15 protein-coding genes are annotated in these 12,446 nt (G+C 59.4%); 5 read left to right on the forward strand and 10 right to left on the reverse strand.

The annotated features are described in order from the left end of the window. The first annotated feature begins 6 nt into the window (after positions 1 to 6). Positions 7 to 1,425, forward strand: coding sequence for a glutamate synthase small subunit (locus ACMGG9_RS20745; protein ID WP_033644505.1), 1,419 nt, complete (start codon positions 7 to 9; stop codon positions 1,423 to 1,425). Positions 1,426 to 1,589: 164 nt separating this feature from the next. Then, positions 1,590 to 2,069, forward strand: a complete 480-nt coding sequence (locus ACMGG9_RS20750; RefSeq protein ID WP_033644504.1) for a hypothetical protein — start codon at positions 1,590 to 1,592, stop codon at positions 2,067 to 2,069. 61 nt (positions 2,070 to 2,130) lie between these two features. Here the strand turns inward: ACMGG9_RS20750 and sspB are convergent, their stop codons facing one another. The 5 genes from sspB to zapE all read right to left on the reverse strand — a co-directional run bounded on the left by sspB (position 2,131) and on the right by zapE (position 5,843). Then, positions 2,131 to 2,631 (reverse strand): ClpXP protease specificity-enhancing factor, encoded by a 501-nt coding sequence (gene sspB / locus ACMGG9_RS20755; protein WP_025304365.1) that lies wholly within the window; start codon positions 2,629 to 2,631, stop codon positions 2,131 to 2,133. Positions 2,632 to 2,636: 5 nt separating this feature from the next. Continuing rightward, on the reverse strand, positions 2,637 to 3,278 hold the full coding sequence (gene sspA, locus ACMGG9_RS20760; protein WP_004937082.1) for a stringent starvation protein SspA: 642 nt from the start codon (positions 3,276 to 3,278) through the stop codon (positions 2,637 to 2,639). A 325-nt stretch (positions 3,279 to 3,603) separates the two neighbouring features. After that, on the reverse strand, positions 3,604 to 3,996 hold the full coding sequence (gene rpsI / locus ACMGG9_RS20765; RefSeq protein WP_004937080.1) for a 30S ribosomal protein S9: 393 nt from the start codon (positions 3,994 to 3,996) through the stop codon (positions 3,604 to 3,606). A 15-nt stretch (positions 3,997 to 4,011) separates the two neighbouring features. Further along, the gene (rplM, locus tag ACMGG9_RS20770) at positions 4,012 to 4,440 is read right to left on the reverse strand and encodes a 50S ribosomal protein L13 (protein WP_004937079.1); all 429 of its coding nucleotides are present in this window, start codon (positions 4,438 to 4,440) and stop codon (positions 4,012 to 4,014) included. A 275-nt stretch (positions 4,441 to 4,715) separates the two neighbouring features. Next, entirely contained in the window at positions 4,716 to 5,843 is a 1,128-nt protein-coding gene (gene zapE / locus ACMGG9_RS20775) for a cell division protein ZapE (RefSeq protein ID WP_033644501.1), read from the reverse strand. A 231-nt stretch (positions 5,844 to 6,074) separates the two neighbouring features. Here zapE and zapG point away from each other — a divergent pair, with 231 nt between their 5' ends. The 3 genes from zapG (at position 6,075) to degS (ending at position 9,168) form a co-directional block, all read left to right on the forward strand. Then, entirely contained in the window at positions 6,075 to 6,476 is a 402-nt protein-coding gene (gene zapG, locus ACMGG9_RS20780) for a Z-ring associated protein ZapG (RefSeq protein WP_004937074.1), read from the forward strand. A 174-nt stretch (positions 6,477 to 6,650) separates the two neighbouring features. Then, a complete protein-coding gene (gene degQ / locus ACMGG9_RS20785; protein WP_025304368.1) occupies positions 6,651 to 8,021 on the forward strand; it encodes a serine endoprotease DegQ in 1,371 nt (456 codons plus the stop codon). A gap of 88 nt (positions 8,022 to 8,109) precedes the next feature. Continuing rightward, a complete protein-coding gene (degS, locus tag ACMGG9_RS20790; protein ID WP_042785432.1) occupies positions 8,110 to 9,168 on the forward strand; it encodes an outer membrane-stress sensor serine endopeptidase DegS in 1,059 nt (352 codons plus the stop codon). A gap of 71 nt (positions 9,169 to 9,239) precedes the next feature. Here the strand turns inward: degS and murA are convergent, their stop codons facing one another. The 5 genes from murA to mlaD form a co-directional block, all read right to left on the reverse strand. After that, entirely contained in the window at positions 9,240 to 10,499 is a 1,260-nt protein-coding gene (gene murA / locus ACMGG9_RS20795) for a UDP-N-acetylglucosamine 1-carboxyvinyltransferase (RefSeq protein ID WP_019453131.1), read from the reverse strand. Positions 10,500 to 10,554: 55 nt separating this feature from the next. Continuing rightward, positions 10,555 to 10,809, reverse strand: coding sequence for a BolA family iron metabolism protein IbaG (gene ibaG, locus ACMGG9_RS20800; protein WP_025304370.1), 255 nt, complete (start codon positions 10,807 to 10,809; stop codon positions 10,555 to 10,557). Positions 10,810 to 10,949: 140 nt separating this feature from the next. After that, a complete protein-coding gene (gene mlaB, locus ACMGG9_RS20805; RefSeq protein ID WP_033644499.1) occupies positions 10,950 to 11,252 on the reverse strand; it encodes a lipid asymmetry maintenance protein MlaB in 303 nt (100 codons plus the stop codon). After that, on the reverse strand, positions 11,252 to 11,881 hold the full coding sequence (gene mlaC, locus ACMGG9_RS20810) for a phospholipid-binding protein MlaC (RefSeq protein WP_033644498.1): 630 nt from the start codon (positions 11,879 to 11,881) through the stop codon (positions 11,252 to 11,254). The genes mlaB and mlaC overlap by 1 nt, the downstream gene beginning before the upstream one ends. A 14-nt stretch (positions 11,882 to 11,895) precedes the next feature. Continuing rightward, on the reverse strand, positions 11,896 to 12,444 hold the full coding sequence (gene mlaD, locus ACMGG9_RS20815) for an outer membrane lipid asymmetry maintenance protein MlaD (RefSeq protein WP_414161698.1): 549 nt from the start codon (positions 12,442 to 12,444) through the stop codon (positions 11,896 to 11,898). Positions 12,445 to 12,446: the final 2 nt, after the last annotated feature.

The raw sequence follows: 12,446 nt of genomic DNA on the forward strand, positions 1-12,446 counted from the left end.
TCATTAATGAGCCAGAACGTTTATCAATTTATCGACCTGCAGCGTGTTGATCCGCCTAAGAAACCGCTGAAGATCCGCAAAATCGAGTTCGTCGAGATCTACGAACCGTTTTCGGAAACCCAGGCCAAAGCCCAGGCGGACCGCTGTCTGTCCTGCGGCAACCCGTATTGCGAGTGGAAGTGCCCGGTGCACAACTACATCCCGAACTGGCTGAAGCTGGCCAACGAAGGCCGCATCATGGAAGCGGCGGACCTGGCGCATCAGACCAACAGCCTGCCGGAGGTGTGCGGCCGCGTATGCCCGCAGGATCGCCTGTGCGAAGGGTCTTGCACCCTGAACGACGAGTTCGGCGCGGTCACAATCGGCAATATCGAGCGTTACATCAGCGATAAGGCCATCGAAATGGGCTGGAAGCCGGACATGTCGCACGTGCAGCCGACCGGCAAGCGCGTGGCGATCGTCGGTGCCGGCCCCGCCGGGCTGGCCTGCGCTGACGTGCTGACCCGCAACGGCGTCAAAGCGGTGGTGTATGATCGTCATCCTGAGATCGGCGGTCTGCTGACCTTCGGCATCCCGGCCTTCAAGCTGGAAAAGGAAGTGATGGTCAAACGCCGCGGCATCTTCAGCGAGATGGGCATCGAGTTCCAGCTGAATACCGAAGTGGGCAAAGACGTCAGCATGGAGACTTTGCTGAGCGAGTACGATGCGGTGTTCCTCGGCGTCGGCACCTATCAATCGATGCGTGGCGGGCTGGAGAATGAGGATGCGCAGGGCGTGTACGACGCGCTGCCGTTCCTGATCGCCAACACCAAGCAGCTGATGGGGTATGAAACCGAGCAGCACGAGCCTTATGTCAGCATGGAAGGCAAACGGGTGGTGGTGCTGGGCGGCGGCGATACCGCCATGGACTGCGTGCGCACCTCGGTGCGTCAGGGCGCGACGCAGGTCACCTGCGCCTACCGCCGCGACGAGGCCAACATGCCGGGCTCCAAGCGCGAAGTGAAGAACGCCCGGGAAGAAGGGGTGGACTTCCAGTTCAACCTGCAGCCGCTGAGCATCGAACTGAACAGCGCCGGCCGCGTGGCCGGGGTGAAAATGGTGCGCACTCAGCTGGGTGCGCCGGATGCCAACGGTCGCCAGGCGGCAGAGCAGGTGCCGGGTTCCGAACACGTGATCGACGCCGACGCGGTGGTGATGGCGTTCGGCTTCCGCCCACACCGCATGGACTGGCTGGCGGCGCACGACGTGCAGCTCGATAAACAGGGTCGCATCGTGGCGCCGGAAGGCAGCGACAACGCATTCCAGACCAGCAACCCGAAAATCTTCGCCGGTGGTGACGCGGTCCGTGGCTCCGACCTGGTGGTGACGGCGATCGCCGAAGGCCGCAAAGCGGCAGACGGCATCATGAACTACCTGGAAGTGTAAACCTTCCGTACCGCCAAAGGCCCGGCACAATGCCGGGCCTTTGTTTTAACCGGCCACGCTTTGTAACAACCTCCCCTCTCCTCACTGCCTCAACGCGCTATAGTATTGAGTTAGCACCATTGCAGGGCGCGGCGGCGCCTGACACCGAGATAAGGATAGCGAACATGAAATGCTCCATTTCCCTGTTGGCCGGCGCACTGCTGGCCGTCAGTTTCAGCGCCTCAGCCCTGGCGCTGGATTCGCAGGAGGTCGGTTACAATATCGAAGCGCGCGGCGCGCGGCCGGTCGTGGCGCAGTTGGGCAAGGCCGGGCAGTTCAGCGCCGTGGAAAACAGTATCCGGTTGGGGGACGACAACTGGATTGCCCTGGCGCCCAAGCTGGCCGGCGGCGGCAATGCCGGATTTACCGCCGGCATTAAATCTGCCCTCTCCGCCGCCCTGATCTACAACCCGGCGGCGGTATTGCAGGCGCTCAACAAAGGCAACGATCTGCCGCTCAATGACATCTGCACCGCGCCACCGGAAGTGCAAGGCGACACCGCCATCACCAGCTTCCGTGAGCGCGCGGCCCGCGCGCTGTCCACCGTGCGCGTAGGCGATCTCAGCGCGCCGCGCGATGCCTGCATTGCCGCCTTGAAAGGCTGATCCGCTTCGTCCGGGCAAAAAAAGCACCCCACGGGGTGCTTTTTCGTTTGTTCACGCGGGCTTATTTCACCACACGCAGCGCCGGTCGGCCACCGCGTGGCGGCTGCGGCGGTTCGTCGTCCGGGCCGTCATCTTCCGCGGTATCCGGGCGATCGCCGTCGATCACCGACATCAACGTTTCCGAAGGGATCGTCTCATTGTCCAAACCTTCGAACACGCCTTCGCTTTCGTCGTAGGCGGCTTCCGGTTCAAACATCGTGCCGGCGCCGTTCTCACGCGCATAAATCGCCAGCACGGCGGCCATCGGCACCGAGACCTGGCGCGGCACGCCGCCGAAGCGCGCGTTGAACTGCACGTCTTCGTTGCCCAACGCCAGGTTGCCTACCGCGCGCGGCGCGATATTCAACACGATCTGGCCATCGCGCGCGAACTCCATCGGCACCTGAACATCAGGGCGAGTCACGTCGACCACCAGGTGCGGCGTCAGCTGGTTATCCAGCAGCCAGTCATAGAACGCCCGCAGCAGATACGGGCGACGCGGCGTCATCTGAGACATGTCCATCGCGCTTAGCCCCGGGTTTGCAGGCGCATTTCACGCTCGGCTTCGGTCAGGGAAGCCAGGAAAGCGTCGCGTTCGAAGACGCGGGTCATGTAGCCTTTCAACTCTTTGGAGCCGGCGCCGCTCAACTCGATGCCCAGCTGCGGCAGACGCCACAACAGCGGTGCCAGGTAGCAATCCACCAGGCTGAACTCTTCGCTCATGAAATACGGCGCCTGGCCGAAAATAGGCGCGATCGCCAGCAGCTCTTCACGCAGCTGGCGGCGGGCGGATTCTGCTTCCTGACCGCTGCTCTTCTCGATCTTGTCCATCAGCGAGTACCAGTTCTTCTCGATGCGCAGCATCATCAGACGGCTCTCACCACGGGCAACCGGGTAAACCGGCATCAGCGGCGGGTGCGGGAAGCGCTCATCCAGGTATTCCATGATGATGCGGGATTCATACAGGGTCAGTTCGCGATCGACCAGCGTAGGCACCGTCTGGTAAGGGTTGAGGTCAATCAGATCTTGCGGCAGGTTATCCATTTCGACCTGCTCGATCTCGACGCTGACACCTTTCTCCGCCAGTACGATGCGTACTTGATGGCTAAAAATGTCGGTCGGGCCAGAGAACAGCGTCATTACCGAACGTTTGTTGGCAGCGACAGCCATGAAAACCTCCAAGTTATCTAGAAAATACTGCGAATAGCCAACTGACAGGCTGCTATCCTGAATAATCTTGCCGCAGGCCGGCAGCACGCAGCGCGACCCGAACCCATAAAAAACCGGCCCAGGAGGTCAACTGCACGGCGAACAGGCGCAAAAGTGGGTGATAGTTTACCAGATTTTGCTTGTTTTGTGGGGGCGCTGCGGCGAATTCATGTTGAATTGTCTGATATGCCACAGATTTTAGTCGGGGAAGGCGGATTTCAGGCATAAAAAAACCCGGTGAAGCACCGGGTTTTTTGCGTAAATCGCACTGCCGAAGCAGCGGAAATTAACGCTTGGAGAACTGCGGACGACGACGTGCTTTACGCAGACCGACTTTCTTACGTTCAACCTGACGAGCGTCACGGGTGACGAAGCCAGCTTTACGCAGTTCAGAACGCAGAGTCTCATCGTACTCCATCAGTGCACGGGTGATACCGTGACGGATAGCGCCAGCTTGACCGGAGATACCACCACCTTTAACGGTGATGTACAGATCCAGTTTGCCAACCATGTCGACCAGTTCCAGCGGCTGACGAACTACCATGCGGGCAGTTTCGCGACCGAAGTACTGTTCCAGGCTGCGCTGGTTGATAACGATGTTACCGTTGCCCGGCTTGATGAAGACGCGAGCGGCGGAGCTTTTGCGGCGACCAGTGCCGTAGTATTGATTTTCAGCCATTGCCATTAATCCCGATTAAATGTCCAGAACTTGCGGTTGCTGTGCCGCGTGATTGTGCTCGGTGCCCGCGTAAACTTTCAGTTTACGGAACATAGCACGACCCAGCGGGCCCTTTGGCAGCATGCCTTTAACCGCGATTTCAATCACGCGCTCAGGACGGCGGGCAATCATCTCTTCAAAGGTCGCTTGCTTGATACCACCGATGTGGCCGGTGTGGTGGTAGTACACTTTGTCTGTACGCTTGTTGCCGGTTACAGCAACTTTGTCAGCGTTCAGAACGATGATGTAATCACCGGTATCCACGTGCGGGGTGTATTCCGCTTTATGCTTGCCGCGCAGGCGACGAGCCAGTTCAGTAGCGAGACGGCCTAAAGTTTTACCATCTGCATCAACAACGTACCAGTCGCGTTTTACGGTTTCTGGTTTAGCTGTAAAAGTTTTCATTAGAAAGCTTACCCAATAATTAGTTACACGTTGGTGAACACCCAAACGCTCGAAAACAGTTGAGGCTCACACGACCATACAAGTCCAGCAAACCTACCCCTTCGAATAGCCATTGCCGGCACTATAAAGTTTTTGGGAAAAAAAACTTTGTTGTAACGTGGGGTCGCAAGATTATAGAGAAGTCGCTCACAAAGATCGAACGGTTTTTGAATGGAAAATAAATTTATCGCCGGCGGCGGACAACCGGCGATACGGCGGCGGCAAGCCCGGCAGACTCAGGGCAAATGCGGCAGCTTGAGGTACTCTTCGCTCTGCATTTCCTGCAGGCGCGACAGGCAGCGCTGGAATTCAAATTTCAGCTGCACCCCCTGATAGATCTCGAACATCGACGCTTCGGCGCCGATCACCAGCTTGATGTGCCGCTCGTAGAATTCGTCCACCAACGCCAGGAAACGGCGCGCGGTATTCTCTTTCAGCGGCCCCATCACCCGCACATTATACAGGATCACGCTGTGATACAGCCGCGACAGCGCGATGTAGTCCAGTTGGCTGCGCGCCTCTTCGCACAGCGTGTGGAAATCCACCGCCAGCACGCCGTCCACCGAACGGATAGCCTGCAGCGGCCGATGGTTGATCTGCAGCACCGGCGCGTCCTCCCCCGCCTTGCCCGCCAGCTTAACGAACATCCGATCCAGCGTCTCGCGCGTCTGGTCGCTCAGCGGCGTTAGGTAGAGGTGCGCCTGGGTCAGGGTACGCAGACGATAGTCGATGCCGGCGTCGACGTTCATCACGTCGCAGTACTCGTTGATCAGATCGATGGCCGGCAGGAAACGCGCCCGCTGCAGACCGTTGCGGTACAGATCGTCCGGCGGGATGTTCGACGTGGCCACCAGCGTGATGCCGCGCGCGAACAGCGCCTGCAGCAGCGTGGCCAGCAGCATGGCGTCGGTGATGTCGGACACGAAGAATTCGTCGAAACACAGCACGTCGGTCTCGGCCTTAAAGCCGTCGGCGACGATTTCCAACGGGTTTTCCCGCCCCTGCAACTCGGTCAGCTCTTCATGCACCCGCAGCATGAAGCGGTGAAAGTGCAGACGCATTTTGCGATCGCCCGGCAAACTGTGGAAGAACATATCCATCAACCAGGTTTTGCCGCGCCCGACGCCGCCCCACATATACAGCCCCTGCACCGGGCGCTGCGGCGCCGTGTCGCCGCCCTTGCCCAGCAAGCGGCTGAGCTTACCGCGCAGCCCGCCGGCAGGCGCGCTCGCCGCCGGCTTTTGCAACAGAGCCTGATAAATGCGATCCAGTTGAGTGACGGCCCGGCGTTGAACCTCATCGGCCTGATATTCCCCCGCATCCAGCGCCTGCTGGTAGCGAGATAACGGTGATAGTGCCTGCATCTGTTCGATGTTCCCTAAGAACGCTTAGAAATTATTTAGCCAACGTTGGCGGCAAGTTGATGCCGATTCGCACCGTTATCGCCACAAATGCCCGCTGCGGGCGCCGCTGAAAACCCTGTAAAAATTAGGTGGAAGCGCATCAGGATTCCACTCGGACAAGGTTAACGGTTATAGTGGATATTATTAAGTGAAAAATCCCTGCGGAACAACGAAGTCAAAATAGGAGTCATCATGACCTGGGAGTATGCGCTGATTGGTTTGGTCGTCGGTATCGTGATTGGTGCGGTGGCGATGCGTTTTGGCAACCGTAAATTACGTCAACAACAAGTCCTGCAGAACGAGCTGGACAAGAGCAAAACCGAGCTGGAAGAGTACCGTCAGGAGCTGGTCGGCCACTTTGCCCGCAGCGCCGAGCTGCTGGACAACATGGCGCGCGATTATCGTCAGCTGTATCAGCACATGGCGAAAAGCTCGAACAACCTGCTGCCGGATCTGCCGATGCAGGAAAATCCGTTCCGCTATCGCCTGACCGAAGCGGAAGCAGACAACGATCAAGCGCCGGTAGAAATGCCGCGCGACTATTCGGAAGGCGCCTCCGGCCTGCTGCGCGGGCAAAGCGCGCGCCGCGACTGACCCCCCTTCGCCCGCGGGGCCATCCGCGGGCTTCCTCCGTTTACCGTCTTGACCTTCCCTCGCATTACCTTTACTGAACTTTGCACGCAAATTCACGGTCTTACCCTTCACTATGACAAGGTGATTGCCTTATCATCAAATTTTCATCGGCAGGTATTGAGAGAGTTATAATCAATGAAGAAAAAGTCGTTAATTCTTAGTGCATTGGCAATGAGCCTCGGCCTGACGCTCAGCTCCGTACCGGTGGCCAACGCGGCCCTGCCCGTCGCCGTTCAGGGGCAGCCGCTGCCGAGCCTGGCGCCGATGCTGGAAAAAGTCTTGCCCGCCGTAGTGAGCGTGCATGTCGCCGGCACTCAGGTGCAGCGTCAACAACTGCCGGAAGAGTTCAGACGCTTCTTCGGCCCTAACTTCCCCGGCCAGCAGCAAAGCTCCCGTCCGTTTGAAGGGCTGGGTTCCGGCGTGATCATCGACGCCGCCAAAGGCTATGTGCTGACCAACAACCACGTCATCAACAACGCCGATAAAATCCGCGTGCAGTTGAACGACGGTCGCGAGCTGGACGCCAAGCTGGTCGGCCGCGATGAGCAATCCGACATCGCCCTGTTGCAGCTCAGCGACACCAAAAACCTGACCGCCATCAAGATGGCCGATTCCGATCAGCTGCGCGTCGGCGACTTTGCCGTCGCGGTCGGCAACCCGTTTGGCCTGGGCCAAACCGCCACTTCCGGCATTATCTCGGCGCTGGGCCGCTCCGGCCTGAATCTGGAAGGGCTGGAAAACTTCATTCAGACCGACGCCTCCATCAACCGCGGCAACTCCGGCGGCGCGCTGGTTAACCTGAACGGCGAGCTGATCGGCATCAATACCGCCATTCTGGCGCCGAGCGGCGGCAACGTCGGCATCGGTTTCGCCATTCCGAGCAATATGGCGCAGAACCTGAGCCAGCAGCTGATTGAATTCGGCGAAGTGAAACGCGGCCTGCTGGGCATCAAGGGCAGCGAAATGACCCCGGATATGGCCAAAGCCTTCAACACCGACGCGCAGCGCGGCGCCTTCGTCAGCGAAGTGCTGCCGAAATCCGCCGCCGCCAAGGCGGGCATCAAGGCCGGGGATATCCTGGTCTCCGTCGACGGTAAACCGGTGAGCAGCTTCGCCGAACTGCGCGCCAAAGTCGGCACCACCGCGCCGGGCAAAACCCTCAAGGTGGGCCTGCTGCGCGATGGCAAACCGCAGGAAGTCTCGGTCACGCTGGACAACAGCGAGAGCGCCTCGACCAACGCCGAAACGCTGTCGCCGGCGCTGCAGGGGGTTTCCCTCAGCAATGGCGCGTTGCCGAGCGGCGACAAGGGCGTGAAGGTGGAGAACGTGGATAAAGGGTCAACGGCGGCGCAGATCGGCCTGCAGAAAGGCGACGTGATCATCGGCGTCAACCGTCAGCGCGTGGACAACATCACCACGCTGCGTAAAGTGCTGGAGGCCAAGCCACCGGTGATGGCACTCAATATCGTGCGCGGCAACGAAACCATTTATCTGCTGCTGCGTTAATTTGTGCAAAAACCGGGCTCGGTGACATACTGCGCCCGGTTAACTCATGCTATCCTCCGAACATCGTTCACCACACCACGAAAACTCCATGTTTGCTAAGCTCTTGCGTTCTGTCGTTATCGGTCTCATCGTTGCCGGCCTGCTGTTGGCCGCACTGCCCATGCTGCGTTCTTCCAACGGCCTGTTTGCAGACAAACCTGAGAGCACCAGCGACGAAACGCCAGTGAGCTACAACAAAGCGGTGCGCCGCGCCGCGCCCGCCGTGGTGAACATTTACAACCGCAACCTGAACGGCGCCGCCAACGTGCTGTCGCTCGGTTCCGGCGTGATCATGAATGAACGCGGCTATATCATCACCAACCGCCACGTGATCAAAGACGCTCAGCAGATCACCGTGGTGTTGCAGGATGGCCGCCGCTACGAAGCGCTGTTGGTCGGCTCGGACGGCCTGACCGATTTGGCGGTGCTGAAGATCGATCCCGGCAATTTGCCGGTGATCCCGACCAATAAAAATCGCGTTGCCCACGTCGGCGACGTGGTGCTGGCGATCGGCAACCCCTATAACCTGGGGCAGACCGTCACACAGGGCATCCTCAGCGCCACCGGCCGCATCAGTATGAGCACCACCGGCCGACAGACGTTCCTGCAGACCGACGCCTCCATCAACCGCGGCAACTCCGGCGGCGCGCTGGTCAACTCGCTGGGCGAGCTGATCGGCATCAACACCCTGACCTATGACAAAATTACCGACGGCGAAACGCCGGAGGGCCTCGGCTTCGCCATTCCGATCGAACTGGCCACCAAAATCATGGACAAGCTGATCCGCGACGGCCGCGTCATCCGCGGCTATTTCGGCATTCAGGGCAAAGAGATCATTCCGCTGCGCTCGTCCAATTCCGGCATCGATCGCCTTCAAGGCATCATCGTGACCGAGATTACGCCAAACGGCCCGGCGAGCAACGCCGGCTTCCAGATCAACGACATCATCATCAACGTGGATAACAAACCGGCGGTGTCCGTGCTGGAGACCATGGATCAGGTGGCGGAGATCAGACCGGGCACCGAGATACCGGTTATCGTGCTGCGTGACGGCAAGCGCATTACGTTGAAAATGACGGTGGGTGAATTCCCGGAAGACAGCAATTAAAAAAGGGCCGGCATTGATAGCCGGCCCTTTGATTTTCATCCTGCCGACGCAGCCGCGCCGGCGTTAATGCCTTACTCGCCTTTCACACGCTCGATGTTCGCACCCAGCGCGCGCAGCTTGTCTTCAATACGCTCATAGCCGCGATCAATATGGTAGATGCGATCGACGACGGTCACGCCGTCGGCGATGCAGCCGGCGATCACCAGGCTGGCGGAAGCGCGCAGATCGGTCGCCATCACCTGAGCACCGGACAGCTGTTCAACGCCATGGCAGATCACGGTGTTGCTCTCGATTTCCGCGTGCGCCCCCATGCGGATCAATTCCGGCACGTGCATGAAGCGGTTTTCGAAGATGGTCTCGGTGATAACGCCGGTGCCTTCCGCCACCAGGTTCAACAGGCTGAACTGGGCCTGCATGTCGGTCGGGAAGCCCGGGTGCGGCGCGGTGCGCACGGTGACCGCTTTCGGGCGCTTGCCGTGCATGTCCAGGCTGATCCAGTCTTCGCCCACTTCGATATCGGCACCGGCTTCACGCAGTTTGGCCAGCACCGCATCCAGCGTATCCGGACGGGTGTTACGGCACATCACTTTGCCTCCGGAAACCGCGGCGGCGATCAGGAAGGTACCGGTCTCGATACGGTCAGGCAGCACGCGATACACGCCGCCGCCCAGACGCTCGACGCCCTCGATGGTGATCTTGTCGCTGCCTGCGCCGCTGATCTTCGCGCCCAGCGTATTGAGGAAGTTGGCGGTATCGACAATTTCCGGCTCACGCGCGGCGTTCTCGATAACGGTCGTGCCGGTCGCCAGGGTCGCGGCGCTCATGATGGTCACGGTCGCGCCCACGCTCACCTTGTCCATCACGATGTGCGCGCCTTTCAGACGGCCATCGACGGACGCCTTGACGTAACCTTCTTCCAGCTTGATCTCGGCCCCCAACTGCTCCAGGCCGGTGATGTGCAGATCGACCGGACGCGCGCCGATCGCGCAGCCGCCCGGCAGGGAAACCTGGCCGCGGCCGAAACGTGCCACCAGCGGCCCCAGCGCCCAGATGGAAGCGCGCATGGTTTTCACCAGATCGTAAGGCGCGCAAAACTCGTTCACGCCGCTGGCGTCCACGAAGACCGAACCGTTGCGCTCAATCTTGGTACCCAACTGGCTGAGCAGTTTAATGGTGGTGTCGATGTCCTTCAGCTTGGGGACATTCTGCAGCTCGACCGGCTCTTCCGCCAACAGGGCGGCGAACAGGATCGGCAGGGCGGCGTTTTTGGCCCCGGAAATAGACACTTCACCGCTCAGGCGGGTCCGACCCTGCACACGAAATTTATCCATCTGACTACTCTCTGTTATCTAATCTGAAGCTGCCCGCCCGGCAGGGCAAACAGCCTTAAAATCCGTTGAGTTTGCGGTCTCGCTGCCACTCTTCAGGGGTGTACGCCTTGATAGACAAGGCATGAATGCGGTTGTCCGCAATGTATTCCATCAGCGGTGCGTAAACCGTCTGCTGTTTTTTGACGCGGCTCATGCCGGCGAACAGTTCGCCGACCACGATCGCTTGAAAATGGCTGCCGTCGCCCGTCACGTGCGCTTCATCCAGTGCCAATGCCTGCATCAGCACGTCTTTAATCTCGTTGGTTTCCATAGTATCCAGTTCTGCCGCTAAAGGATCATAAACAGCCTAGTATCTTAGTGGAATACGATGTTTTCTTAAACTAAAGAAAAAGCCCCTGCATAACAGGGGCTTTGTATCATTTAACCACGCAAAGGCGGTGCAAAACGCCGCTAACCGGCGGTATCGACAGGCATTATCGCCTGCAGGTTGTAGAGCGCGATCAGCGTTTTCAGACGCTCGGTGACGCCGAAAATTTTTAGCGCGACGCCACGTTGGCGCTGCTCTTCCTGCAGATGCAGCAACAGCGCCAGCCCGGAGGAGTCCACGCGCTGCAGTTGCGCCACGTCGATCGCGGTTTTATCCGCCATCAGCGCGTCGCGCTGCCGCCACAACGGCAGCAGCGTTTCACGGTCCAGTTCACCGCGCAAGATCAGCGTCTGCTGCTCTGATTCGAAGCTGAGCGCTGCCGACATCAGTTTTTCTTGTCCAGCGAGATGGGCTGCGCGGCAGCGGCCTGCAGCTGTTTGGTCAGGCCGTCGATGCCCTGAGTACGCAGCGTAGACGCCCACTCGTTTTGCTTGGTGGTGATCATGCTGACGCCTTCGGCGATCATGTCATACGCCTGCCAGTAGCCGGTTTTGCTGTTCTTGCGCCATTGGAAATCCAGGCGCACCGGCGGGCGGCCGCCGTTGTCGATGATGGTGACGCGAATGGCCACGATGTCGGCGTTGCCCAGCGGCTGTTCAGGCGCGATCTGGTAAGTCTGGCCGTGGTACATCGCCAGCGCCTGGCCGTAAGCCTGCTCCAGGTAAGCCTGGAAAGCGGTGAAGTAAGCTTCGCGCTGCGCAGGCGTCGCATCTTTGTAGTAACGGCCCAGCACCAGCGCGCCGGCGTATTTCACCTGCACGAACGGCATCAGTTCCTGATGCACGATGGAACGCAGGTAGTTCGGGTCCTGCTTGATCTTCGGCTGTTCGTTCTTCAAACGGCTGAAGGTCTTCTGCGCCGCGTCTTGCATCATGCTGTAAGGATTGGTTTGGTCGGCTGCGCTCGCCAGCGGCGCAACCACCAGCAGAGCCACCATCAGTAAACGTTTAAACATGCAGGTATCCTCTCTTAATGATTTGGAACAGCGGGTTGCGGTGCAGCGCCGGCAGCCGGCTCAGCGACCGCGTCTCCCGGTTTGGCGCTGTCCTGACCGCCGCTTTTATACAGGAACTGGCCGATCAGATCTTCCAGAACCATGGCTGATTTAGTGTCCTGAATGGTGCCGCCGTCTTTCAGAATGGTGGTGCCCATATCAGGATCTTCGAAGCCCACGTTAAGCGCCAGATATTGCTCGCCCAGCAGGCCGGAGGTGCGGATCGCCAGCGAGCTGGTATCCGGGATTTCGTCGTACTTTTTCTGGATATCGAGCGCCACGCGCGGCGTGTAGGTTTTCGGATCGAGTTCGATGTCCGCCACGCGGCCGATCACCACGCCGCCGATCTTCACCGGCGAACGCGGTTTCAGGCCGCCGATATTGTCGAACGTCGCGTAAACGCGGTAGGTCGGCTCGCTGCCGATCGATTTAAGGTTCGCCACCTGCAGGCAGATAAACACGATGGCGCACAGCGCGATCAGCATGAATGCCCCAACCCAGATTTCACTCTTCTTCGTTTGCATCG

Origin of the sequence: Serratia sp. BNK-10, from assembly GCF_047456065.1 — a bacterium.
Classification (GTDB): Bacteria; Pseudomonadota; Gammaproteobacteria; order Enterobacterales; family Enterobacteriaceae; genus Serratia; species Serratia ureilytica.